Source organism: Aquimarina mytili (assembly GCF_016735115.1).
Lineage (GTDB): Bacteria > Bacteroidota > Bacteroidia > Flavobacteriales > Flavobacteriaceae > Aquimarina > Aquimarina mytili.
The window spans coordinates 13,430-39,711 of record NZ_JAERQJ010000009.1 but is presented as its reverse complement, the minus strand read 5'-3'; the positions used below and the strand labels follow the sequence as shown (position 1 = coordinate 39,711).

24 protein-coding genes are annotated in these 26,282 nt (G+C 32.8%); 11 read left to right on the top strand and 13 right to left on the bottom strand.

Annotated elements, in window-relative coordinates:
• Nucleotides 1–15 precede the first annotated feature (15 nt).
• The 4 genes from JJQ60_RS18410 to JJQ60_RS18395 all read left to right on the top strand — a co-directional run bounded on the left by JJQ60_RS18410 (nucleotide 16) and on the right by JJQ60_RS18395 (nucleotide 5,800).
• Nucleotides 16–915 (top strand): CPBP family intramembrane glutamic endopeptidase, encoded by a 900-nt coding sequence (locus JJQ60_RS18410; protein WP_201923687.1) that lies wholly within the window; start codon nucleotides 16–18, stop codon nucleotides 913–915.
• 92 nt (nucleotides 916–1,007) lie between these two features.
• Nucleotides 1,008–2,114 carry an AMP-binding protein gene (locus JJQ60_RS18405; protein WP_201923685.1) on the top strand — a complete coding sequence of 369 codons (1,107 nt, stop codon included), beginning with the start codon at nucleotides 1,008–1,010 and terminating at the stop codon, nucleotides 2,112–2,114.
• Nucleotides 2,115–2,229: 115 nt separating this feature from the next.
• The gene (locus tag JJQ60_RS18400; RefSeq protein WP_201923683.1) at nucleotides 2,230–4,467 is read left to right on the top strand and encodes a TonB-dependent receptor plug domain-containing protein; all 2,238 of its coding nucleotides are present in this window, start codon (nucleotides 2,230–2,232) and stop codon (nucleotides 4,465–4,467) included.
• Nucleotides 4,468–4,477: 10 nt separating this feature from the next.
• Nucleotides 4,478–5,800, top strand: a complete 1,323-nt coding sequence (locus JJQ60_RS18395; protein ID WP_201923681.1) for a M24 family metallopeptidase — start codon at nucleotides 4,478–4,480, stop codon at nucleotides 5,798–5,800.
• A 60-nt stretch (nucleotides 5,801–5,860) separates the two neighbouring features.
• Here the strand turns inward: JJQ60_RS18395 and JJQ60_RS18390 are convergent, their stop codons facing one another.
• The 9 genes from JJQ60_RS18390 to JJQ60_RS18350 all read right to left on the bottom strand — a co-directional run bounded on the left by JJQ60_RS18390 (nucleotide 5,861) and on the right by JJQ60_RS18350 (nucleotide 15,994).
• A complete protein-coding gene (locus JJQ60_RS18390; protein WP_201923679.1) occupies nucleotides 5,861–6,013 on the bottom strand; it encodes a hypothetical protein in 153 nt (50 codons plus the stop codon).
• A 148-nt stretch (nucleotides 6,014–6,161) separates the two neighbouring features.
• Entirely contained in the window at nucleotides 6,162–6,824 is a 663-nt protein-coding gene (locus JJQ60_RS18385; protein ID WP_201923677.1) for a hypothetical protein, read from the bottom strand.
• Between the two features lie 216 nt (nucleotides 6,825–7,040).
• The gene (locus JJQ60_RS18380; RefSeq protein WP_201923674.1) at nucleotides 7,041–8,150 is read right to left on the bottom strand and encodes a CARDB domain-containing protein; all 1,110 of its coding nucleotides are present in this window, start codon (nucleotides 8,148–8,150) and stop codon (nucleotides 7,041–7,043) included.
• A gap of 123 nt (nucleotides 8,151–8,273) precedes the next feature.
• Nucleotides 8,274–9,857: an AraC family transcriptional regulator gene (locus JJQ60_RS18375; protein WP_201923673.1), complete on the bottom strand. Its 1,584-nt coding sequence runs from the start codon at nucleotides 9,855–9,857 to the stop codon at nucleotides 8,274–8,276.
• 404 nt (nucleotides 9,858–10,261) lie between these two features.
• Nucleotides 10,262–10,957 (bottom strand): TapB family protein, encoded by a 696-nt coding sequence (locus tag JJQ60_RS18370; RefSeq protein WP_201923671.1) that lies wholly within the window; start codon nucleotides 10,955–10,957, stop codon nucleotides 10,262–10,264.
• Between the two features lie 33 nt (nucleotides 10,958–10,990).
• Entirely contained in the window at nucleotides 10,991–11,623 is a 633-nt protein-coding gene (locus JJQ60_RS18365) for a hypothetical protein (RefSeq protein ID WP_201923669.1), read from the bottom strand.
• A gap of 123 nt (nucleotides 11,624–11,746) precedes the next feature.
• Nucleotides 11,747–12,493, bottom strand: coding sequence for a LytR/AlgR family response regulator transcription factor (locus tag JJQ60_RS18360; protein ID WP_201923666.1), 747 nt, complete (start codon nucleotides 12,491–12,493; stop codon nucleotides 11,747–11,749).
• A 23-nt stretch (nucleotides 12,494–12,516) separates the two neighbouring features.
• Nucleotides 12,517–14,355: a tetratricopeptide repeat-containing sensor histidine kinase gene (locus JJQ60_RS18355; protein WP_201923664.1), complete on the bottom strand. Its 1,839-nt coding sequence runs from the start codon at nucleotides 14,353–14,355 to the stop codon at nucleotides 12,517–12,519.
• A gap of 10 nt (nucleotides 14,356–14,365) precedes the next feature.
• Nucleotides 14,366–15,994 (bottom strand): acyl-CoA carboxylase subunit beta, encoded by a 1,629-nt coding sequence (locus tag JJQ60_RS18350; protein WP_201923662.1) that lies wholly within the window; start codon nucleotides 15,992–15,994, stop codon nucleotides 14,366–14,368.
• Between the two features lie 298 nt (nucleotides 15,995–16,292).
• On the opposite strand from JJQ60_RS18350, the gene JJQ60_RS18345 reads away from it, so the two are divergent.
• The 5 genes from JJQ60_RS18345 to JJQ60_RS18325 all read left to right on the top strand — a co-directional run bounded on the left by JJQ60_RS18345 (nucleotide 16,293) and on the right by JJQ60_RS18325 (nucleotide 20,124).
• Nucleotides 16,293–16,475: a CAL67264 family membrane protein gene (locus tag JJQ60_RS18345; protein ID WP_201923660.1), complete on the top strand. Its 183-nt coding sequence runs from the start codon at nucleotides 16,293–16,295 to the stop codon at nucleotides 16,473–16,475.
• Between the two features lie 35 nt (nucleotides 16,476–16,510).
• Nucleotides 16,511–18,202: an energy-dependent translational throttle protein EttA gene (gene ettA, locus JJQ60_RS18340; RefSeq protein WP_201923658.1), complete on the top strand. Its 1,692-nt coding sequence runs from the start codon at nucleotides 16,511–16,513 to the stop codon at nucleotides 18,200–18,202.
• 108 nt (nucleotides 18,203–18,310) lie between these two features.
• A complete protein-coding gene (locus JJQ60_RS18335) occupies nucleotides 18,311–19,003 on the top strand; it encodes an HAD family hydrolase (RefSeq protein WP_201923656.1) in 693 nt (230 codons plus the stop codon).
• Complete coding sequence (locus JJQ60_RS18330) at nucleotides 19,003–19,632, top strand: chloramphenicol acetyltransferase (protein WP_201923655.1); 630 nt, start codon at nucleotides 19,003–19,005, stop codon at nucleotides 19,630–19,632. Before JJQ60_RS18335 ends, JJQ60_RS18330 begins: the two co-directional genes overlap by 1 nt.
• Nucleotides 19,633–19,638: 6 nt before the next feature.
• Nucleotides 19,639–20,124, top strand: a complete 486-nt coding sequence (locus JJQ60_RS18325; RefSeq protein ID WP_201923653.1) for a hypothetical protein — start codon at nucleotides 19,639–19,641, stop codon at nucleotides 20,122–20,124.
• A gap of 5 nt (nucleotides 20,125–20,129) precedes the next feature.
• Here JJQ60_RS18325 and JJQ60_RS18320 read toward each other — a convergent pair whose 3' ends face one another.
• The 3 genes from JJQ60_RS18320 to JJQ60_RS18310 form a co-directional block, all read right to left on the bottom strand.
• Nucleotides 20,130–20,699 (bottom strand): pseudouridine synthase, encoded by a 570-nt coding sequence (locus JJQ60_RS18320; protein WP_201923651.1) that lies wholly within the window; start codon nucleotides 20,697–20,699, stop codon nucleotides 20,130–20,132.
• A gap of 58 nt (nucleotides 20,700–20,757) precedes the next feature.
• Nucleotides 20,758–21,552, bottom strand: coding sequence for an MBL fold metallo-hydrolase (locus JJQ60_RS18315; RefSeq protein WP_201923649.1), 795 nt, complete (start codon nucleotides 21,550–21,552; stop codon nucleotides 20,758–20,760).
• A 92-nt stretch (nucleotides 21,553–21,644) separates the two neighbouring features.
• Nucleotides 21,645–22,400: a sulfite exporter TauE/SafE family protein gene (locus JJQ60_RS18310; RefSeq protein ID WP_201923648.1), complete on the bottom strand. Its 756-nt coding sequence runs from the start codon at nucleotides 22,398–22,400 to the stop codon at nucleotides 21,645–21,647.
• Nucleotides 22,401–22,550: 150 nt separating this feature from the next.
• Here JJQ60_RS18310 and JJQ60_RS18305 point away from each other — a divergent pair, with 150 nt between their 5' ends.
• Complete coding sequence (locus JJQ60_RS18305) at nucleotides 22,551–24,293, top strand: SulP family inorganic anion transporter (protein ID WP_394369551.1); 1,743 nt, start codon at nucleotides 22,551–22,553, stop codon at nucleotides 24,291–24,293.
• 37 nt (nucleotides 24,294–24,330) lie between these two features.
• On the opposite strand, the gene JJQ60_RS18300 is transcribed toward JJQ60_RS18305, so the two are convergent.
• Nucleotides 24,331–25,296, bottom strand: a complete 966-nt coding sequence (locus JJQ60_RS18300) for a carboxypeptidase-like regulatory domain-containing protein (RefSeq protein ID WP_201923643.1) — start codon at nucleotides 25,294–25,296, stop codon at nucleotides 24,331–24,333.
• 147 nt (nucleotides 25,297–25,443) lie between these two features.
• Between JJQ60_RS18300 and JJQ60_RS18295 the strand changes: the two genes are divergently transcribed.
• The gene (locus tag JJQ60_RS18295) at nucleotides 25,444–26,274 is read left to right on the top strand and encodes a DMT family transporter (protein ID WP_236669170.1); all 831 of its coding nucleotides are present in this window, start codon (nucleotides 25,444–25,446) and stop codon (nucleotides 26,272–26,274) included.
• The last annotated feature ends 8 nt before the right edge of the window (nucleotides 26,275–26,282 follow it).

The following is a 26,282-nucleotide window of genomic DNA, read 5'->3' as shown; positions in this document are numbered from 1 at the left end:
TACCCCGCAGTACATATGTATATAGCACAAGGAAGACAAGGAAAATTAGGAATGTGGAAATATTTGCCAATCCCAATTTTATTTATGGGAGTAATGGGATTAAATTACTTGGTATTATTACTTATGAATGCAGATGTAACTGCAATTATAGAACAACAAATCCGAAGCAAAGGTAAAAATCAATTTTTTGCAGAGAGCATGATAATTTTTGTCTTTTTATTGGCTGGGTTGTTTTTTTGGGTGAAATACGTGCATAAACAAAGTATTTTATCACTAACAACCAGTAGAAATAAAATCGATTGGGGGCGGTTTTTCTTTACATTTTTCCTGATGGCTTCATTTATCATTATTTCTACGCTGATTGTTTATTTTACAAGCCCAGGAGATTATCAAATTAATTTTAAACCTGTACCTTTTTTAATTCTTGCGATTATAGCTATTGTTTTGATACCCATTCAGACAAGTTTTGAAGAATACATGTTTAGAGGGTATTTAATGCAAGGATTAGGATTAGCAGTGAAGAATAAATGGTTCCCTTTAATTTTGACCTCTGTACTTTTTGGAGTAATGCATGCTTCAAATCCTGAAGTAGAAAAAATAGGACCTATACTTATGATATATTATATCGGAACAGGGTTGTTTTTAGGAGTAATGACATTAATGGATGAAGGTTTAGAACTCTCTTTAGGCTTTCATGCTGCAAATAATTTAGTGACCGTACTTTTGGTAACCGCAGATTGGACAGCTCTTCAAACAGATTCTATATTTATTGATGTTTCTGATCCTGGTACGGGTAGCTACGAAATATTTATACCGATATTGATTATTTTTCCGTTGTTCCTTTTTATTCTTTCAAAAAAATACAAATGGACCGGATGGAAAGATAAGCTTTTTGGCCATATACCGGCTTCTTAGACTAAAGGTACAGATAACAAAAGAATAATGTACTCTTTACACATACGTAACCTATGGATATGTCAGAACATTGAAATTTGAACATGCAAACTATGAGTACATTTTACACTTCTGAAATACATGACAATTTTACCATAAATAAACATTCTCTCGATAGAGAAGATTTAAAGAGGATTGCTTATAATTTTATTAAAGAAGGCGAGGTTTATGAACAAGAAGTTGGTAATTTTTTAATGGATTGGTTAAATGAAAAGGATTATATCATTGTACAAACTTCTGGATCTACAGGAAAACCAAAAAAAATAAAAGTATTTAAGCAGCACATGGTCAATAGTGCTAAAGCGACCGGGAAATTTTTTAAAGCCAAAGAAGATACAACAGCATTATTATGTTTGCCGGCATGCTATATTGCTGGTAAAATGATGCTTGTTAGAGCCATGGTTCTAGGTTGGAAAATTGATTTAATCCCTCCAAAAACAAACCCTCTGGATACTGTGTACGAGCAATATGACTTTTGTGCTATGGTTCCCTTACAATTAGACAATTCTTTGAATAGGTTACATCTTATTAAAAAGTTAATCGTTGGAGGGGGGACGGTTTCAGAACATCTTAAAGAGCTGGTTCAAGGTTTAAAAACCAAAGTGTTTGAGACATATGGTATGACAGAAACCGTCTCACATATTGCTGCTAGAAGAATAAACCCAAAGAAAAAGGATAAAAAAGACATTGGATTTTTTCGGGCGTTACCCAATATCACATTAAGTACTGATGAAAGAAATTGTCTAATAATAAAAGCTCCTCAACTAAATAATGAAACCATTATCACCAATGATGTTGTAGAACTTAAAACATATAAAAAGTTTTTATGGAAAGGCCGTTATGACAATGTAATTAATAGTGGAGGAGTAAAGTTATATCCAGAAGAAATAGAAACAAAATTACAGTTACTGATAGATCATCGGTTTTTTATAAGTAGTTTACCTGATAATACGTTTGGAGATAAGTTGGTGTTAATAATAGAAAGTGATTTTGATAAAGTCGCTTATTTATCTCTTAAAGAGGCAATACATAATCTCAACATATTGAATAAATTTGAAATTCCGAAAAAAATATTCTTCATTCCTCAATTTATTGAAACCAATAACGGAAAGATCCAGCGTTCTATGACTTTAGACATTATTAAGAAAGAATATATGTGATTACTTTAGGAAGTAAATGATTGTTCTTCTTCTTTTATTTCATAGCAGAAAGTAGAAGTCTTTTTTTCATTTTTTGTACATTTAACATAATTGGAAACATACAGTCATTATTATTATGGGAAAACATACAGTCATTTTATTAGCATTTTTTTGTTTTACTTTCACTTTTGCAAAAGACTTACCTATTAAGGATATTAAAAGTGTTGCTATTTACTGGGATGCTTCACTTTCGCAAAAAGATAAGAAAATAGAGAAAGAGTTTGAGTTCTTAGATGCATATTTTAAGACTCATGCCAATCTTCAAGTTAAACTTGCTATTTTCAATACTGCAGTAATTGCTGAAGAAACCTTTGATGTTAAATCATCCAATTGGACAAAGTTGAAAGAAAAACTTAAGGATGTGGTTTATGATGGAGCTTCAGATTTCAGTTTAGTTAATACAGAAATTAGTGAAGAGATGTTACTTTTTTTTACTGATGGTAAAGGAAACTTTGGGAATTTCGAAGCAAGTCTCTATAGTCCAAGAATTATTACAATAAGTAGTAAGGCCGATATTGATAAAAAATTTCTTCATAATACTGCATTTTATAACCGTGGGTATTTTGTTAATCTGCTAGAATTTGATATTCCTTCTTCCATAAAAGCCATTACTGGTGAAGTTATCATGCCTAAGATGGAGTTTGTTACAGAAAAGAACCTGGATGCTAGCAAAAACTATGTTAGTGGAATCGTTGTAGGTAAAACTGATGGGCTATCAAATGTCAATATCACTGTGAATGATAAAAATAGAGGGACTATTACCGACGAAAATGGTAATTATAAGATTGCAGCAGAACCGGGAGATGTTCTTGTATTTAGCTCGTTAGACATGAAAAGTGCTGTTGTTGAAGTTGGAGATAAAGAGATTATCAATGTACAATTAACTGAACTTATAAATGAATTAGGTCCTGCAATAATCAAAACAAGAAAAGGAGAGGAAGAGGAGTTAATTAATAATGGCAATCAACTAGTAAATAAAAAAGCCTTGGGATATGCTGTTCAAAGTATTGATTCAGAAGATATTGGTGATGATAGGAATACATTAGGTAGAGCTATAGCGGGTAAGTTTTCTGGGGTATCAACAGGAAACGTAGATAATGCCAGCTTAACTATAATAAGAGGTATGAATTCGATTCTAGGTAATAATTTTGCTCTTTTTGTGGTAAATGGAATACCAGTACCCAGAAGTAGAATTGATGCTCAAGCGAATTATGATTTTATTAATCCAAATGATATCGCTGATGTTACCGTTTTAAAGGGGTATGCAGCTACAAACAGATTTGGTGCCCAAGGTAGAAATGGTGTTATTCTTATTACTACAAAAAATGCGGTTGCTAATTTTACATCCGCTGAAGAAAATAATCCAGATAAAACTGTTGAAATAGAATACAAACCCTATACCTCTTCGTTACAGGTGTCTCAAGAGAGTGATTCTAATTTTGTTTCAATGCTCAAGAAAAGCCCTGATGTAGAACAAGGATATTCCAAATATCTTGATTTGTTATCATCTAATGAAGATAATGTGAGCTTCTTTCTGGAGTGTTCTGACTATTTTTTTAGTAAAAACAAAAAAGATAAAGGAGTGAGGGTTCTTTCTAATCTAGCAGAATTATATTCCAAGGATATCTCGGTTCTTAAAATATTAGCTTTTCATTTAGAAAAACATAATTTGTATGATCAGGCAGAACTTGTTTATAAAAGAATCATTAATATTTCTCCTGCATTATCTCAGGCCTATTTAGATTTAGCCAATACATATTCTGCCGAGAAAAAATATAAGGAGTCTATAGAAATGTTTAAAAAAATCACTAATAATAAAATAAAGGAAATTCAAACCTTTGATGGTTTAAACAACCAGATTACTAATGATTTTAGAGGATTACTGAAAAAGCGAAACCAAAGTTGGAAAACTAACAATATAGATCAAAAATATTTTATTTGTCCGACATATCCCGTAAGAGTTGTAGTAGAATGGTCACATCCAGAAACGGAATTTAATTTTAGATTTGTAAATTCTAAAAAGCAATATTTTTCGGTTCCTCATAATCTAGAGGATAATAGAAATCGTATGCGCAAAGAAATTAAAGAAGGATTTACATCAGACGAATATATACTTTCTGATATCGAACCGGGGCGATGGTATTTGGATGTTGTTTTACCAGATGGATATAAGATGGATACAAAATACCCTAAAGTATTAAAAATAAAAGTGTTTACTAAGTTTGGTACTCTAAGCGAAAATGTAGAAACTCACTTAGTTAACCTGGATAGAATTTCCAAAAATAGAATCGTAACTTCTTTTACAATACAGTAAACTTCTTTTTATGAAAATAAGCTCTTTGATTATTGCACTGCTACTTTGCATCCATTTTAGCCATTCACAAATCCTACCGCAAAGGGAGAGGGCAGATATTATTGATATGGTATTAGAAGATCGTTTTAATAATCTTTTGCCACAATTAATGGATCGTACTGGATTTGATATGTGGGTTTTGATCTCTAGGGAATATAATGAAGACCCAGTGCTAAAAACAATGCTACCTTCAACATGGTTGAATGCAAGAAGAAGAACAATAATTGTTTTTTATAGAGATAAAACAAAAAATACAATAGAGAAGCTTGCGGTAGCGAGATATAATATTGGTAAGCAAATAGATTCTGCATGGGATAAAGAAAAACAACCTAATCAATGGAAAGCATTAGTGGATATTATTTCAACTAAAAATCCAGAAAAAATAGGACTCAATTATTCTAAAAATTTTGGTATTGTTGATGGTATTGTAAAAACGGATTATGATGAATTTATGGAGGTGTTACCTCAGGAGTTCAAACCAAAAATTACCTCTGCTGAAAAACTGGCCATTGCCTGGATAGAAACTCGTACACAACAGGAAATGGAGATTTATAAAGAACTTGTCGACGTAACGCATGCTATTATTGAAGAAGCTTTTAGTACATCTGTGATCAAACCCGGAACTACAACAACAGATGATGTGGTTTGGTGGTTAAGACAAAAAGTTACTGATATGGGACTTAAAACATGGTTTCATCCTACAGTAGATATACAGAGATCAGGCGAAGCATTGCAAAGTCATATTGTTTCGTTTTCAGACCGGCCAAAAGATAAAGTGATTAGACCAGGGGATTTAATTCATTGTGATTTTGGGATAACATACTTGCGATTAAATACCGATTGCCAGCAACATGCCTATATTCTTAAAAATGAAGAAACAATGCCTCCAGAATACTTGACAAAAGCTTTTGCTGATGGTAACCGGGTACAAGATATTTTTACCTCGAATTTTGAAACTGGTAAATCTGGAAATGAAATCTTGCTACAATCCTTAAAACAAGGTAGGGGTGAAGGCTTAAAACCGGCTATATATACGCACCCTTTAGGATTATATGGACATTCTTCGGGACCGACTATTGGAATGTGGGATTCGCAAGGAGGAGTACCGGGAACAGGTGATTATCCTCTATACGAAAATACCGTATATGCAATCGAACTAAATACTACGGTAACTATCCCTGAATGGAAAAAAGATGTTCGTATTATGCTTGAAGAAGCAGGCTTTTGGGGAGAGGATGGTTTTAGATATGTAAATGAAAGACAAACAGAGTTAATTACGATTCCGAAGAGATAGTATAGTGTTTTTTTCAAAAATTTAAAATCCCCCAAGGTAGAAACCTTGGGGGATTTATAATTAATCAATATGGTGATAGCAATTTCCAAAAGAGCATCTTCCTCCGCATAGCGATAGACAAGAATCACCATAATATGTGCCAGCTTTTATGGTTTGTTGTTCACTCTTTTTTAATTGATGCACCCCCTCTAAACTTAAAATGCTATTTAACATAATTCCTTTATTTTGTGTTACCTACTCTATCAAAGGCTTTTCGGTTTCCGCCTTTTATTATGATTTCTACAGTTTTATACTGTTAAGCAATTACAATCTCATATATTACAAGACATTGTATCTTTTATAAAACTTCGTTATAAAGTATCTAAGGGCATACGGGATTGCAATCATCTGGGTCAATTGGATCGGTATCACCTGGAGTATAAGGTCTTCTAACTGTTCTACCATCACCCCATTTTCTGGCGTCAGGATTAACAACCCATATACGTAGACCTCTACCGTTAAACTCGTTACGTTCTAAGGCCGAATTTAAGCGTAAAGTGATAACATCTTGTCCCTGTGAGTTAACATATTGCACGCGATTTGAACCTCTATATGTACCGATAATTGAAGTTCCGGTTTTAGTTCTAATATCTACATAAGCATTGGGTTCAAAATCGTTTCCTACAATCCAGATACAATAATTATCATCACAGCCTGCACCCGCACTACTTATAGTAGGTTGTCCGATTGGTACAATAATAGCTGAATTATAAAGCCCTAGATATAACGTTGAATAATTTGGTTCGCAAGTTGGGCTATTTGTATAATAAAGGATTTTGTACCCTGGTGGTATGGGATATCGCGAACAATGCAAGAATGCCGATGATTTTCTGAAGTCAAACCCATCAATGTCCTCTAGTATTTTTATATCCTCATTGTTTTCGATCAAAAGTTCATCTTGAAAAGCATCCTCCTCTTCGGTTTGACAACTTGTTATTACCAATAAGAAAACGGTCAATACCAATATTTCTATACGTTTTTTCATGTTTTGATTATAGTTTTAAAATGATTTGTGATTCTTGTCGACCAGAATTCTATGGTAAAACTATATGCAATTCATTGATTATAAAAAAGAAGAAAAGTCAGATTTATAAATCTGATGAAATAGGAAGGTATGTTAATTCCAATTTCAAAGATGTACAAAACCGTTTCAATCATAATTTGAAACGGTTTTTAAATTAAAAAAAACAGTACTTCTCTATTATTTTACTATTGTTCCTTGATATACCATATCGCCAACAGTAAGCGTATAAATATACATTCCTGTTGATAAATTATCATTGAAGTACGTTATGGTTTGATACGTATTGTTAGGAGATAAAACATAACCTTGCGTGGCTATATTCATTCCAAACCTATTATAAAGCTTAAGTACCACAAGAGGTGCAGCATCTTGACCTAGAAAGAAAGTAAAATTTACTTCGTCTTTAAAAGGATTTGGATAGGTTTTGATCGTATTAGGATGTACTTGAATTTCTGGAACTGTATAATTCAGATAATTATTAAAATCGCTACGCTCTCTAACATGATTATCTTCATCAACTATGATATACAATGTTTTACCTATGATTTTGGAGTAGGTTTCATAATCAATAAAAATTATACAACTTTTACTATTATTTTCACTAATAGGTCCAACAGTTTTTGTTTTAAGAAGCTTTAATTTATCTTCAATCTTAATATAAAACTTGACCTTTGATTTTTCATTGATATCATCTCTCCCTGTATTTCGTATATGCGCTTTAATTTGCACTTTACGTTGGATTCTGTCGATATTTGGGATTACAGTCTCTGCGTGGGTTATTTCTAAATCTCCAAGTTGTTCGGGATTATACACATTAAAAGATACATCTCTTTGATCTACTATAGTAGTATCTACTTCTGATAGGGATAAAGTAACGGTCTTTAATCCAGGAGTAACATCATAACTTAATAGATCTAACACCATAGTTCCTAGTAATATTCTATCATTATTTATAGTACGATCGTCAGGATCTGGTCTGGTAGGAGGAATAAGTATTGGGGTTAACGTTGTATTGATAATAGTAGATGATATATTAAATCTCTTTTCAGTAACACTCTGTCTAGGGTAAGTATTTTGATATAAGCCGTATACATTAAATTGTATTTTTCCCCAAATAAAAACGTGAAGGTCTTGAACCTGTGACTCATCAATTTCTATACGCCCTGTATGAGTATTAATAGTAACATCAATTATTTTTTCGAAATCACTTTCAGTTCCATGAGCGATAGAATGATTTATAAAAGTGATACAGAAAATTATGATTAAGAACTTTATTTTTCCAAACATAAAACTTTGTGCTTATTGGTTATTCAGTAAAAATACTCATTGCTTTATCTTAAATCGAAAATTATGAATTATGGAAGTTCAATTTTATAAAATTGACAGTCTTATCTCTATTTTTACAAGTAATTATGTGTTAATTTTGTTAGACTCATGAGTATCGGATACTACTTTTTTGATAAAATAAGAATGGCTTAAACCTGTTTGTTTTTTAAATGCTGAAGCAAAAGTATTCACACTCTTATATCCCAATTCTCCGGCAATGGCTTTGATCGTATATGATCTAAATGTGTGATTTGAGCTTAACCTTTCAATACAATATTTAATTCTTAATTCGTTGATATAATCATTAAATGATTGCTGTTTATATTCATTAATGATTTTCGACAAATAGGAAGTATTTGTTTCGATATCTTTTGCTGTACTATACAAGCTGCAATCTGAACTCAAATAAAAGGCTGTTTTTTCTAAATTTGATAATCGCTCTAACAGACTCTTTGCTTTTTTGTCTGTAATAAATTCGTTTTTTTGAACATTTATCGTTTTTGATGCATTTTCATGTATTCTCCCTTTTTGCAACTCTTCAAATAAACTTTTATTCTTTCTTTTAGTTTTGATAGTATAGAATGAAATAATTGCCGCAAAAACTAAAGTCAATAAAAATCCAATAGCGTAGAGAAGGTTTTTGGATAGTAAACTTTTATTTTTTTCTTCAAGACTTTCTAAATCCCGATCATATAATTTTTCTTGAGCATTTATATCATTCTGATAGAGAGAATCAACAATTTTATTATAGACTTTGGTATACTTAAATTGCAAATTAGTGTCTTGTAATTTTTCACCACATTGAATAGCTAAGGCATATGCTTCTTGTATTTTTTCTACTTCTGGATTCGTTTTTATATGCTGAAAATTTTGCTCTAATAAATCTCTAGCCTTGGCGTATTCAGTTTGATTATATAAACAAGTTGCGATATGAAGGTTTGCGGTAAATAGATCTGGATCATTATTCTTATTAAGTTTTATAATGTCTGCTTTGGCAATGTTCAGGTAAGAAAGTGCTTTAGAATATTTTTTTTTACCGATGTATGTTTCGCCTATATTAAGATTAAAATCAATGATATATTCTATTCGATTTAATTCTTCGGCATATTGTAAACCTTGATAATTGTATTTGAGTGCTTCATCATAGTTACCTAACTTATAGTAACAAACCCCTAAGCCTTGAATAATTGATAAATACTTGGTATTGTAATTGGCGTCTGAATTTTTGGAGGATTTTTCAAGCAATTTTAGTGCTTTTTGAAAAGATGCCAACGCTTTTTGAGTTTGATCAAGTCTAATCCTAATTTGCCCAATACTGACCAAATTATAAATTTGATAATTTTCAAGACTATATTGTTCGATAATTTTTTGAGCACGCAAATATCGATGTAACGAGTTTTTACGATCTCTCTTTTCCTGATATGCAGCGGCAACGAGATATAGTCCACTTAGCATATAATTCCCATTTCTAATATTTTCTGCAGATGTTATTGCGTTATTTCCATAATGAATGGCTTTATCAAATCTTTTATTGCGATATGCTATATTGCCTAAATAATAATTAGCGAAGAATTGTATTGAATAATTCTCTTTTTCTATGCCTCTATCCAAATAGAGCTTGTAGTAGCTTTCTGCTAATATCGTATTCGTATTTAGCGTTTTTATCAAGAAATTTTCAATAGAATCAGTATCCTTATTATTTACGATGAAGTTTTTGTCCCGTTCACTTTGTTGGAAGGAATATAAATGAAAACATAAAAAAAAAGAAAATATAAGTATGTAATGTTGGTGTGTCATTAGAGATTTTCAAATTAGGTTTCTTCCTGAGTATGTATTGATAAATAATAAAACCCCAATATATCAAAAAATAAAGTTTGATAATTGAGGTTTATTCATTTAAAATAATAAGAATAATCTCTTTTATAGAATTTAACTAAATCCTTCTGAATTTTTTATTATTGAAATACACGGGTTAGAAAATCTTAGATTCGTAATACGATTGCCATCACAATTCATACGTCTTTCGATATTAATTTTAAATATTGATTATTTTTTATCTAATTCCTGTTAGCTCATGATACCCTAGTAGCTTTCCTTTTTTTATTATAAGATTCTGATCGTATTACTACCGCATTGTCATGATACCATTCTTTACCGCTACCATTAATTTTAATGATTCCAAATTTGCTTTTAAAATCTAATGTTACTTTTTGACAATTAAATGCGCCTGCAGGAGTGGTAATGGTTTCTTCTGCAACAATTTTTCTATTAAAAATATCAAAAGTCATGGTGATTAATGTAAATCCTTGATTGTTGACTTTAATGTTTATGTGTCCATCATCTAATACATCACCAACTTTACTGTTTGTCGGGAACTCCAATACATCTCCATCTATTTCAAGACTAAAATTTTCTTGATGCTGTTCTGATAGTTTGTCCAAGCTAAAAAACCGAAGCATATCTACACTGAATAGTCCGTTATTGCAATTTGCTTTGTATTGCGTGCTAAAACTCTCTTTATTTTTTTTATCGAGTACTGTGGCTTCGATAATGGCGTCAATAGTATTACTGGTACCCGATATGTTAATAGTTTCATGTCTGGTGCTACCTTTCTTTTTCCCATTTTTAGAATAATCAGTATAATCTAAAATAGCCCCTTGTTTCATGAAAAGCACTGCCTTACATTCTTGAGCAATACCAATCATTGGCATAATTGATAGTAACGCAGTTACCAATATTGTTTTTAAACTTACTTTTTTTGTTTTCATATTTTGAATACTACAGTATGTACGTATTGTGTTTTAGTCAGCTTTTTGTTCAAGAGCCTTAAGATCCAATTCGTTTACTGACTTTTTTATTTTTTGCAAAGGCACATTATTCCCTTCTAAAGAAACGATAAACCGGTTTGCAATCATCAAGTCAATTTTAGAATCTTCACTGTCGTTGTATGTATCTTTTTCTTTTTCTTCGACAGCTTTGTATCCATTTAGGGTGATAGATTTTTTGTATCCAGTATCGGTCTGTTCTTCAAAATCTCTAGAAAACCCCAAACGGCTTAAGGAAATCATAGCACTTCCGGTTTCGCCAGCGCCATCAATGATAGATAGAGAAATCATGTCTCCATCTTCATTTTCATATTCAGCCTCTGCCATGGCTACATCTGCCATAAATTGATTGCCAACAGAAAACTTCTTTCTAGTAAAACCTACTAGACTTTCTGGTAATATAGCCTTTAATTCTTCATTGGATATAGGAGTCGCCTTTAAAAGTTTTTCTCCTTCTTCTTCAATTTCTTCGACTTCTTTTGCCAGTTTATTTAGATCAGAAACCCCGTCAATAATATCAAATAACCCAGGTTCTTTTTCTTTTTGTTTATCACTTCCGCAAGACATACATAAAGCGAGTGATAGCATAGCTATAATTGTTTTTTTCATTTTAATTTGTGTGAAAATTAGTTCTATGAACTAAAGTAAGTCAATTGATCGTTTGAATTTTGTAGAATGAGAATTTGAAGGTGTATTTCCAGAAAGTAACCCGTATAGATTAGAATTCACGAATTATAAATTCTCTATATACGTAATCAGCTTTTGTTTTCTACTCTGAGCTACCGGAATAGGATGTGATTGATCAAGAATAATTTGATCATTACGTTTATCAAATGATGAGATGTAGGTTAGATTGATCAAAAAGCTTTGATGTACACGAAAAAAGTTGTGTTCAGATAATTTTTCTTCGAACGATTTTAAGGATTTTGAAACTAATATTTCCTTCCCTGATGTTAGGAAGAATGTAGTATAGTTATTATCGGATTGGGCAAATAAAATATCCTCGGTTTTTATGATATGAATGGCATCTGCATTTTTAAGGACTATTTTTTTTGATGCAGTCTGATTAGAAAAGTTTTGGAGCAATGTTTTTAACTGAAGTTTGTAATTCTCCTTGTGAATATCCTGATCAACTTTTTGAAGCGCAGTAATCATTTCTTGTTCGTCATATGGCTTTAAAAGATAATCTAAAGCCGAAAACTTAAAAGCATCGATAGCATATTTTGCATACGAAGTAGTAAATATTATTTTGAAATCAATAGTGTCAAATAATGCCAAAAATTCAAATGCATTACCATCAGTAAGAAATACATCAAGAATCAAAAAATCTGGTTGAAGTTTTTTGACAGACACTGCAGCTTCTTTTATGGTATCTGAAGTCCCCAGAATATTTATATTACCATATTTCCTTATAAGTGATGACGCATAGTCAAGAGCTTGTGGGTCATCTTCTACAATAAAACAGGTAATTGCACTCATAACGTAAAGATAATATACATTTTTTAAGCTATTCTAAATCGTAACGTAACTTTTGTTCCAGAAGATGAAGAATCAACCGAAATATTACCTGTGAAGCCTTTTAAAGTTTTATTGAGATTTTTTATTTGTTCTTTGATAATCCCCATGCTCATTGATTTATGTAGCCTTTTTGAGTTCTCTTTTTTGGTCTCAAATCCTTTTCCATTATCTTTAATAATAACATGTAAATCGGCATCTTTCTTAAGATACGATATAGAAACCTTGCCATCTACAATATCTTTTAACCCATGAAGAATAGCATTTTCAACAAAGGGTTGTGTAATTAAAGAGGGGAGTTGATCAAAATCTTCATCTACGTTATCTTCAACATTAATATTGAAAGAAAAAGAATTATTGTGCGTAAGTTGCTGCAAATTAAGGTAAGATTCTAAAGCAAGTTTATCGTCTGCTACGCTAATAAAATTTTCGTTAGATTTTTCGAGAATCAGACGTATTAATTTTGAATAACTTGCCAAATAAGAACCAGATTTTTCTTTATCATTTTGATAAATAAAATTTTGAATGCTTTGCAATGCATTGAACAAAAAATGGGGGTTAAGTTGTGTTTTTCTAAGTTTTTGCTGCAACAAAATGGTATCTAATTGCTGTTTAGTTTTATAGCTTTTGAAACCAAAATACCCTAGAATCAAGAACAGTAATCCAAAGGCAACCAAGACAATCAGCAAATATTTTTGTTGAGAAATCGTCAACGCTTGTAACTCATTTTGGGTGTCCAAGATGTCAATTTGCTGCTGTTTTTTTTCTGATTCAAATTTTTCGGTCAGTTCTGCTACTTTTTCTTTTTGTTGAGCGTTGGTAATAGAATCTTTAAGTCTATCCTTAAGATCTGCATAATACATGGCTTTTTTATAATCATTTAAACCCGTATATGAATCTTTAAGGTTGTTATAAATATAAGACTTTAATAGTCCTTTGGCCCCAGGAAGGGCACTATCAAGATAGGTGATAGCTTTACGATATTCTTCTTTTTTGAGATAAGAATGTCCTAGGTTGTTATATGTTAGTCCTATAGTATATAAACTATTAAGTTCTTTTTTAAGTTCTATAGCTTTTTTACCATATATAATGGCCTTATCATATTCTGCTCCTTCTTCAGAATAATAATTGGAAAAATTACCGTAGATAACCGAAAGCACACGTTTTGAATTGTATTTTTTGGCTAATTCTTCGGCCTGGCTTGCGGTTTCTAGATACTTTTTAAATAGTTTTTGTTCATAATATATAGAACTTAAGTTTACTAAAATCTGCATCCGTATGGATTCGTTAAAATCACTTAATGGAAGTGCCTTTTCAAGGTAGGTAACCGCTTTGTCATAATACTTTAAACTGGCATTAATAGATCCAATATTAGTATATGCATTTACTAATAACCTTGGATTGCCAGCATTTTCAAGAATTTCTACAGCTTTAAGGTATAAGTTTAAAGCATTTTCGAAATCTTGTTTATAATACTGTATTGTCGCTAAATTTTGCCAGGTTTGTCCTTCAATATGCTTTGGAAGTACATTTTTTAAATTGTTCTGAAGCAATGAATCGGCTTCAGAAAATTTTTTCTTAAAAATAAGAATACTGCTTTTCTGTAAATGTGATTTTGCTAATAAAGTATCATTAGAAATCGATTTAGAAAGGAGTAAAGCTCTATTAATATAAAAAAGCGAGCTATCTATGTTTTTATGCAAAAACTCTTTCGAAAGCAATAAATATTGTTCTACTTCTTTAGGTTTTATAGTGTCAGATTGTGCAAATGCCCCACAGGAATTGCCAATAAACATACCTGCAAAAATGATATAGAATATTCTCATTTAATCCGTTTTATGCCTGTATCACACCTAGATTAAATTTCTTTTCGATAGGAGAGTGGTTTGCGGCTTCTATACCCATCGAGATTACATTTCTGGTTTCGAGAGGATCTATAATACCATCTGTCCAAATACGAGCCGCGGCATAATATGGCGATATTTGTTTGTCATACCTTGCTTTGATCCTATCGTATAAGGCTTTCTCGTCCTCTTCAGATAATGTTTCTCCTTTATTCTTAAGAGAAGCCGTTTCTATCTGTAGTAATACTTTTGCTGCTTGTGCACCACCCATAACCGCTAATTCGGCACTTGGCCAGGCATAAATCAACCTTGGATCATAGGCTTTACCACACATCGCATAATTACCTGCACCGTATGAATTGCCAATAACAATTGTAAATTTTGGAACAACACTATTACTAACGGCATTAACCATTTTTGCACCATCTTTTATAATACCCCCATGTTCACTTTTGCTACCCACCATAAATCCAGTTACATCTTGTAAAAAAACAAGTGGTATTTTCTTTTGATTGCAATTAGCTATAAATCGGGTTGCTTTATCAGCAGAATCCGAATAGATTACTCCGCCAAACTGCATTTCACCTTTTTTAGTTTTTACTATTTTACGTTGATTGGCTACAATTCCAACTGCCCATCCATCAATGCGTGCATATCCTGTAATAATACTTTGACCATAACCAGCTTTGTATTCTTCAAAATCAGAACCATCAACCAATCGTTTAATGATCTCCATCATATCGTATTGTTCATTCCTGGCTTTTGGTAGTATACCGTATATTTCTTCAGGATTTTCTTTTGGCTTAACAGGTTTGCTACGATTAAATCCAGCTTTATCAAAATCACCAATTTTTGACATGATGTTCTTGATGGTATCAAGCGCATCTTTGTCATCTTTAGCTTTGTAATCGGTTACTCCAGATATTTCACAATGAGTTGTTGCTCCACCAAGAGTTTCATTATCAATAGTTTCACCAATAGCCGCTTTTACTAAATAGCTTCCGGCCAGAAAAATACTTCCTGTCTTATCAACAATTAGAGCCTCGTCACTCATAATTGGTAAGTAAGCACCCCCAGCAACACAACTACCCATTACGGCAGATATTTGAGTGATCCCCATACTACTCATAACAGCGTTGTTACGAAAAATTCTTCCGAAGTGTTCTTTGTCAGGAAAAATTTCATCCTGCATAGGTAAGTATACACCGGCACTATCTACAAGATAGATGATTGGTAATTTATTTTCTATGGATAGTTCCTGAGCTCTTAGGTTTTTCTTTCCCGTAATAGGAAACCATGCACCAGCCTTTACGGTAGCATCATTAGCAACAATAATACATTGCTTATCACTTACATAACCAATTTTTACAACGACACCACCGCTAGGACAACCACCATGTTCTTGATACATATCTTCTCCTGCAAATGCGGCAATTTCTATCGATTTAGAATCCTTGTCAAGAAGGTAGTCTATTCTTTCTCTTGCCGTCATTTTGCCCTTATTATGGAGCTTTTCAATTCGTTTTTCTCCTCCTCCTAATTTTACTTTGGTTAGCTTCTGCTTTAGTTCAGAGACCAGAAGTTTATTATGATCTTCGTTTTTATTGAAGTTTATATCCATTTGTGTATTTGTGTGTATTGTTTGCACGAAAATACAAAAATCGGGTAGTTTATGGATAATTTGATGATGTAATAAACAATACTTTTTGTTTTGAAGTTAGTTCTTAATCTTTATAAGGTTCATAAACAATTTATATAAAATGTTGGTTTAGATTTTTTTTAAATTACTGTAAAACAATGGATAAAGTATTTTAGTTTTTTAAGAACGCCTTAAAATCCGTTTTTTTGACGATAAAATGCCGATATTTGTATCTAAATGTGTTTTTTTGAACATAATTAACCGTACTAAATAATAATTTATGGGAATGAATAAAAATACTGTGTTGGCTTGGGCTACATTTATAATGATCCTGGCTGGTTTAGGGTTAATAGCTTTAGGAGCATTTAGATATAGAGATGTTTCAGGTTGGGGATTTGCGGCTGTTGGATTAGGATTTCTAGCTAACGCATGGGTATTTAATGCTTTAAAAGGAAGAGTCTAACTCTTGTATAACAAATAAAAATAATTTAGGGGCTTATGTCAGACGATAAAAAGGTTATCTTTTCTATGTCGGGTGTTAGTAAAACTTACAAAAGTGCTAATACGCCGGTACTCAAAAATATTTATTTAAGCTTTTTTTATGGAGCCAAAATAGGAATTCTCGGACTCAATGGTTCGGGTAAATCTACATTGCTTAAGATTATCGCTGGAGTAGATAAAAACTATCAAGGTGATGTTGTTTTTGCTTCTGGATATAGTGTTGGTTTTTTAGAACAAGAACCAAAGTTGGATCCTGAAAAAACTGTATTAGAGGTTGTTAAAGAAGGTGTAGCAGAAACTGTAGCTGTTTTGGACGAGTATAATAAGATCAATGATATGTTTGGTTTACCTGAAGTCTATGAAAATCCTGATAAAATGCAGGAACTTATGGATAAACAAGCAAACTTGCAAGATCAGATTGATGCCAGCAATGCTTGGGAACTAGATACCAAACTTGAAATAGCAATGGATGCTTTACGAACTCCGGATTCTGATAAAAAGATAGGAGTTTTGTCTGGTGGTGAAAAAAGAAGAGTGGCGCTATGTCGTCTTTTATTACAAGAACCCGATGTTTTACTATTAGATGAACCTACCAACCACCTTGATGCAGAGTCAGTGCATTGGTTAGAACATCATTTACAACAATATAAGGGAACAGTGATCGCTGTTACACACGACCGTTATTTCTTAGATAATGTAGCGGGTTGGATATTAGAATTGGATAGAGGAGAAGGGATCCCTTGGAAAGGAAATTATTCTTCTTGGTTAGACCAAAAATCTAAGCGATTAGCACAAGAAAGCAAATCGGCCTCTAAACGTCAAAAAACTTTAGAACGAGAGTTAGAATGGGTGCGCCAAGGAGCCAAAGGAAGACAAACTAAACAAAAAGCGCGTTTAAAGAATTATGATAAACTATTAAATCAAGATCAAAAACAAGTAGACGAAAAGCTGGAGATTTATATCCCTAATGGTCCTAGATTAGGAACCAATGTTATTGAAGCTAATGGAGTAAGTAAAGCATATGGGGATAAATTGTTATATGAAGACTTAAATTTTAATCTTCCTCAAGCAGGTATAGTTGGAATAATCGGTCCAAATGGTGCTGGTAAGACTACAATTTTTAAAATGATCATGGGTGAGGAGCAAGCCGATAAAGGAAGTTTTACGGTTGGTGACACCTCAAAAATTGCCTATGTAGATCAAAGTCATAGCAATATTGATCCAGAAAAGACAATTTGGCAAAACTTTAGTGATGAGCAAGAGCTTATTATGATGGGTGGCCGACAAGTAAATTCCAGAGCATATTTAAGTCGATTTAATTTTAGTGGTAGCGAGCAAAACAAAAAAGTATCTACACTTTCAGGTGGTGAAAGAAACAGATTACATCTTGCAATGACCTTAAAAGAGGAAGGTAATGTATTACTTTTAGATGAGCCAACTAATGATTTAGATGTCAATACGTTACGGGCTCTGGAAGAAGGTCTTGAGAACTTTGCAGGATGTGCAGTGGTGATCTCTCACGATCGTTGGTTTTTAGATCGTATATGTACACATATTTTAGCATTCGAAGGAGATTCTCAGGTATATTTCTTTGAAGGAAGTTTCTCTGACTATGAAGAGAATAAGAAGAAACGTTTAGGAGGTGATTTAATGCCAAAACGTATTAAGTATAAGAAATTAGTGCGATAGTATAAGGTGTTAGTGTGTTTCGCTTAGTGTGATATTTAACCTGTTTTTTAATTTTCAGTTGCGATTACTCTAAATCTCATATGTCTATTTTATCAAAAACTATAAAAAATGCCATTAAGTAAAATTAAAGTAATAGCATTTGATGCAGATGATACCCTTTGGGTCAATGAAACAATATTTAGAAAGGCTGAAGAGGAGTTTTGCGACCTTTTAGATGATTATATGCCCAAAGAGGAGGCAAATAAGCTTCTTTTTGATGTAGAAATGCAAAACTTACCAATTTATGGGTATGGTATTAAACCTTTTACACTTTCTTTAATAGAAGCAGCGATCAAGATTTCAAATGGTAATATGAATATTGATCTTGTACAAAAACTAATTGCAAAGGGTAAGCAAATGCTTCAAGAACCTATAGAATTGATTGATGGTATTGATGATACTTTGAAAGAATTGTCAAAACGTTATCGTTTGGTAATGGCTACCAAAGGAGATTTACTGGATCAAGAACGTAAATTGATCAATTCTGGTTTAGAAAAATACTTTCATCATATTGAGATCGTATCTGATAAGACGGAAAAACAGTATAGTAAGCTTGTAAAACATTTGGATATTGCGAAAGAAGAATTTTTAATGGTGGGTAATTCCTTAAAATCAGATGTTATACCGGTTTTAAATATTGGAGCATATGCATTTCATATTCCTTTTCATACTACTTGGGCACACGAAGTTGTAAACGGAGAGATAACACATCCAAATTTTAGAAGCTTTACAAAAGCAAGCGAACTACTAGAGGTATTGTAATGAGAACCAAATTAGACTTAGATTCTTGGAATAGAAGAGAACATTTTGAGTTTTTTGGGAGCTTTGATGAACCATTTTTTGGGGTAACAACCACTGTAGATTTTACGAAAGGATATCAAAAGATAAAGGATTTAGGATATCCATATTTTCTTTTTTATTTATATAAATCATTATTAGCCGCAAATACAGTTGAAGCCTTTAAGTATCGCATAGAAGATAATGAGATATACGTGTATGATAAGATCCACGCATCGCCAACAATAGGAAGAGATGATCATACGTTCGGTTTTTCATTTATGGAGTTTCAAGAAGATTTTGAAACGTTTGTTTCAGAATCAAAAAAGGAGATAGAAGCAGTCAAAAAAAGCTCAGGTCTGCGTTATACAGATAACGCTAAACGAATAGATACAATTCATTATTCGTCCATACCATGGTATAATTTTACCGGTCTTACACATGCCCGACATTTTCAATTTGTAGATAGTGTTCCAAAGATTTCTTTTGGAAAATATACTAAAGTAGAAAATAAACTCAATCTACCCATTGCAGTCAACGTACATCATGGTTTGGCCGATGGTTACCACGTAGGAGTGTATTTAGAAGAATTCCAGCGATTATTAAATGAATAGTGGGTTATGAGTGGAGAAGCCGGTGCAATAGGGAATTCAACTTATTTACAAATTTATTATTCTTCTGGGATGACGGTAAGTCTCGCTATGCCACCAGATCCAGAAAGCGATTCACATTATATTTCAAATTACTTTAAAGAAGCGAATAAGCCTTTCGAAAATAAACTGAAAATGGTGCTTCCCAAATTAGATACCAGTATTGCGGCACTGATACAAGAGCATAACCTCCCTATAGTTCCATACGATACAAATGCAGATTATATTGAAGGTGTAATTATTGAAGATACTAATGAGCATAAAATCGATCAATTAGCCGAACAGCGGGCAAAAAATTGGTTTGTAAATACCAACAAGCCAAAAGCTTTTTTAAGTTTTTCTTTCTTCACTAAAGAATTTTCTAAAATAACATTATCGATTACAGTTGATAAAAGAATATTACGTTCTCAACTCCATAAATTAAGAGACGAAGTATTACTTGTTTTTGAATTATAATAATTTCAAATATCTATCAATTCTTTTACTTCACCCACTTGCATATTATTAAGATAAATATCACCAATTCTAACCCGAATTAATCTTAGGGTAGGATAACCGACGGCAGAAGTCATTTTGCGAATTTGTCTAAATTTGCCTTCTTTGAGAGTAATGGATACCCAGCTTGTGGGGCCATGTCTATCATCTCTTATTTTTCTTGATCGCTCTGGAAAATCTGGTATATTTTTTAATATCGCAGCTTTACATGGTGCTGTCTTATATTTCCTACCATCAAAACCGATCTCAATACCCTGACTAAGCTGGTTAATTGCATCGATAGTAATATTACCATCAACCTGGGCATAATATTCTTTTTCAATACCACCACTACATATATGATTACTTGTCTTACCATCTGTGGTTAACAATAATAACCCCTCAGATTTTTCGTCTAACCTACCAATAGCCATTGTTCCTAACGGAAAATCATATAATTCACCAAGAAGTTTCTTGGAATTTTGTTTTTGCCCATTGTTTACAAACTGACTCAGATATCCGTAAGGTTTATATATAGCAAAGTGTTTGTGAGTCATTTTCAGTATCAATTTCCATTTAAAAAGGGCAAATATATAATTAAGAAATAATATTATTTTAATTAGGGTACCAATCTAATTGTACTACCTCGATATTTGGGTTTTCTTTTGATACAATTTCTTTAAACTTTTGTACATCACTTAATCCTTCGGTGCCTCGGTAGTGATATGGATATACTTGTACGGGTTTAAACTCTAATACTGCATCAGCGGCACTTTCTACAGTCATGGTGTACGGTAAATTCATGCATATAAAGGCTTTATCTATATATTTTAATGCCCTCATCTCTGGTATATCTTCTGTATCGCCAGAAAAGTATATGCGTTCTTTTCCTAAAGTAATTACATAACCATTACCTCTTCCTTTTTCGTGAAATTTTAAAGCTTCTTCTCTAAGATTATACATGGGGATTGCTTCTATAGATATTCCTTGTATTTCTTTGGTTTCGCCATTATTAATAATCACTAATTTTTCGGTATAACTTGCAGGAAGTTTTTCGGCAACTGCTGGTGGCACCACAACTTCTGCTTTAGAAAGATTTAAGCTATCAAGGGTGTCAATATTCATATGGTCTCCATGAATATCGGTAATCAAAACAAGATCAGGTAGTTTTTTACCTTTAAAAGCTTTAGTGCCCCCTGTTGGGTCAATATAAATGGTTTTTTCTTTCCATTGTACTATGGCAGTCCCGTGGCCAATAGGATCTATAATAATATCACTTGCTGGTTTTTGAGGCTCTTTTGCGGGTACTACTTCAATTTCATTAGTATTCTCAGTATCTTCTTTTTTTTGTGATTTACAACTTATTAAGAGAAAACAAATTAGGATAATATTTAAGGGGGAAAGTTTCATATGAGATGATTTTATGTTTACTACTACGTGTAAAAGATAAGAATAATCAGGCAATAAGCGATAATCTGGCACTCATGATCTTAACCGAATACCTAATTGTCCAACCATAATTTAATGGCCATGGCAATCACCATAACAATTAGAAATATCTTTACAATACCATCTCCCTTTTTTACAGACCATCTGCTTGCTATCCACCCGCCAGAAGCATTACCTAAAGCAAGAATAAGTCCATATAAGTAATCTATTTGCTTGTTATACATGAAAATAGCTAGTGCTCCAATAGTATAAATAAAAACCACTAACACTTTTACTGCATTAGCTTTAACTAGTCCCATATAGTTTATAGAGGTTAATGCAAGAAGAATAAAAATACCGACTCCTGCTTGTATAAAACCACCATAGAAACCAATAAAGAAAAATGCAAGTATAGATAACCATAAATATTTCCCTTTTGTTCTCTCTACCAGGTCTTCAATTTTTACTTTTGGTTTAAATACCATAAAAAATACCACAACTACCATTACTATGGCTAAAATTTTATTAAAGGTTTCGCCTTTAATGTCTACAGCTATTTGAGCGCCAATTATTGATCCAACCAGAGCTGATACACCCAGAAAAACTCCAAACGAATTTGGTTTAATACCCTTACTTTTAAAACCAGCCACAGATGTGATACTTTGAATAAAAATACCGATTCGATTTGTGCCATTTGCAACGGCAGGTGGGAGTCCCATAAAAATTAACATGGGTAGTGTTAGTAATGAACCGCCGCCAGCCATAGTATTAATAACTCCCGCTATAAATCCTATAGCCGCCAATAGAAAAAGAAGTAATGTTTCGTTCATTACGATTTAAATAGTATTAATGTGATATCCTTTTTGCTCAAAAATAGGTAAATCATTAAAATAAACTGATCTAATCGAAATTCATTTGGCATAATTTGACAACTGTTGTAGATTTACGTAATCAACCAAAATAAAAAGACCGTTAAAGCAATACATAAAATATTCCCGTTTCTTCAAGTCTTCACAAATAAAGAGTATAATACTTCTATTTTGAAGTCTGATATAATTGCGGGTATAACCGTTGGGGTAGTCTTGATTCCGCAAGCGATTGCGTATGCCTTGCTTATGGGGGTTCCTCCAATTTATGGACTATACGCATGTTTGGTTCCGTTACTTCTCTACGCTTTTTTTGGAACTTCGAGGCAATTAAGTATTGGTCCCGTTGCGGTTACTGCTATTTTGGTCATGAGTGGTGTAAGTCAACTTGCAGATCCATTTACAGATAAATTCGTAGAACTTGTTTTGTTTTCTGGGGTTTTAATTGGTGTTTTGCAAATCATCATGAGTGTGCTTCGGATGGGGTTTTTGGTTAATTTGATTTCTCAACCTGTTATCTCTGGATTTATATCAGCTGCAGCCATCATTATAATTGTTTCTCAGTTAAAAGAAGGCTTAGGTTTAGATATTCCAAGATTTGCCCATACACATCAAACGATTTGGTATGCAATACGTCATTTGTTAGAGATAAACTGGCTTGCTTTTGGAATTTGTATGTTCTCTATTGCGGTTATTTTGATTTTGAAAAAGTGGAAACGTTCTTTTCCGGGAGCCCTTACAGTACTTGTAATTACTACAATTGCCGCCTATGCATTTGATCTGAATACAATGGGAGTGGCCATTATTAAGGATGTACCCAAAGGATTGCCCGTTTTTATGGTGCCTGAAATGAGCTATGATACTATGATGGCACTTATACCCTCGGTATTAACCGTTACTTTTATAGGATATGTTGGGAGTATAGGCATTGCTAAATCTTTAGAAATGAAGAATCGAGATCATATTATCCGGCCTAATCAAGAGTTATTTGCTTTAGGCATTGCCAAAGTAATTGGAGCTTTTTTTCAAGCTGTACCTTCATCAGGAAGCTATAGTAGATCGGCAATTAATGATGAAGCTGGAGGTAAAACTACGATGTCTTCTATTATTGCAGCCATTATGGTAATTTTATCTTTATTGTTTTTAACCTCATTCTTCTATTATATACCCAATGCAACTTTAGCCGCTATCATCTTGGTTTCTGTATTTGGTCTTATTAATTTTAGCGAAGCTAAGTACCTTTTCAAGCTGCGTAGGAGAGATTTTATTGTAATGATTATCACTTTTGTAGGTACACTGGCTTTTGGGGTAGAGAAAGGGATATTTATTGGAGTGATTTTATCTTTTATTTTCCTTCAGTATTATAGTTCAAGACCTCATATTGCTGAACTTGTAAATATTCCAGGAACCACGTATTATAGAAATATAAATAGATTTCCTGATGCTATGCAATCCCCTGATTATCTTATTATTCGTTTTGATAATCAATTATACTTTGGTAATTCTAGTTATTTTAAAGATACGATCCAGGAATATATTTCGGCCCGAGACCCTTTGCCAAAGTTTTTAATTTTAGATAATACAAATATGCATGATATTGATAGTACGGGGCTGCATGTTTTAGAAGATATATTTCAATATTTAGACGATTTAGAAATTCAACTACTAATGGTTGGTACCATAGGCCCTGTTAGAGATTTTTTAAAACGATCTGGTTTTACAGATAGGCTAGGGGTAGACCATTATTATCTTACGATTGATGATGCCGTGGGATATGCAGAAAACCGAACAGAACATCAAGAGGTACATACAGCCGCTGTACAATTTAATAAAAACAGAAGGTCATTTTTGGATTAGAATACTAAGAATATGTAGTAGCTAATATATCTGAACCTTACTCATCTTCATACAAATGTAGTTTTAACCCCATGCCGTAATTGGTATTGTTACTTTTGATCAGGTTATTGTTATCGCTATACTCTCTATCAAAACGTTGCCAGGTCCTGTTTTTAAAAAATATCCTTCGGGTAAAGGTTTTATACCCATTAATTTTATCGGTAAATGGCAATAATGGTCTAAATGTAGTAGGAACCTTTACAATGCCTTTACGGGTTTCGATCTCGCTATACTTTTTAGTTTGTTGTAGCTTACCATCTTTATCGGCGTACCCTAACACCTGAATAGAAATAAAAACTCCATCTTCTGGAATAAAGACTTTATAATCTGAAACGATCAGTTCAAAATTAGGTTTATCTTTATCTGTTACCTCAAAAATAATATCTTCATAGTACAATCTTTGGCCCGGATAGCCCTTCTCATTACTATAAAACTGCATCTTAAATACTGTAGAAAAAGATTGATTTTTAGTAGCATTTCTATTAGAAGATTCTACTTTTACGGGTAAATACACCGATGCGATCTTGGTCGATTTTTCAGTATTCTTAGGAAAAAAAACAGCGATTTCGGACTCTACCGTAGGAAGCCAGGATCTAAAGTAATCGTTATGAACCTGAGAAGCCAATTTTTTGGTTTTGTATTTCCTTTTTTTCTCTGCTGTAATATATACTTCTTTCAGCATGGCTACATCTTCAACCAAGAGAATCTTTTTTGGTAGAGATTTTGTGGATATGGCAAGCTCTTTATGCCCCATAGCAGATATGTACAAGGTGTCAATATCGGCATACCACTTCTTGGAAAATTGAAAATTACCATCTGCATCTGCAAAAGTACCGTTACCGTTGCCAAAAGAAATAGTAGCATACGAAATAGGCTTTTTTTGTACAGAATCCAGCACAGTGTATTGCTGTGAATAGGTAATTTGTGCTAAAAAAAGCAGTAGTAGGGGAAACAGCTTTTTCATAGTTGTTATTGGGGATTAAGAAAACTAAAGTAATAAATATTTTACAATGAAGCTATTATTATGCCAAAGAGACTAGAAATTGGTATTTCATGAAATCAAAACGAAGTAGGCGAGCTTCAACTTTTAAAATGTATCTTTGCTAACTTCATGAAAAAAGCCATATACTACATGCTCCTGAGCGCAGTTTGCTTTACTGCGATGAATTTATTTGTTAAGTATCTTGCTCATTTCGGCAGTGGGCAGTTAGTTTTGTTTAGAGCATTTGGTTCCTTATTTTTTACGATGAGTTATCTTTTGTGGCACAAAATTCCAATGCTGGGAAATCAAAAGAAACTCTTAGTGTATAGAGGTTTGGCGGGTGTAACCTCAATGGGGCTGTTTTTTATGTCGGTACATTATTTACCCATTGGTTCTGCAGTTTCATTACGATATCTTTCTCCAATTTTTGCAACAATTCTAGCGGTGTTTTTCTTAAGAGAGCAGGTAAAACCAGTACAATGGTTATTTTTCTTAATGGCATTTATTGGAGTGTTAATGATTAAAGGTTTTGATCCAAATATTAGCTCTATTGGTTTTCTTCTAATCCTTGGCTCAGCCTTTTTTAGTGGTATTGTATATGTACTTATCAATAAAATAGGGCAAGGAGATCATCCTGTTGTGATTGTAAATTATTTTATGTGGATTTCTTTGATTATAGGTGGTGTACTTTCTGTATTTGAGTGGACAACACCTAAAGGAGTAGAGTGGGTTTTGTTACTTAGTCTTGGGGTGTTTGGGTATTTTGGACAATTATTTATGACCAAAGCCTTTCAATCTCAAGCTACAAATAAGATTGTCTCTTTAAAATACGTAGAAGTGATCTTCACTATGATCGCTGGTGTTTTCTGGTTCTCTGATGTTTATCCATTATTAAGCCTTGTGGGTACTCTGTTAGTAATCACAGGTCTAATTCTAAATATTTGGTATAGAAGAAAATAAGGTTTTAA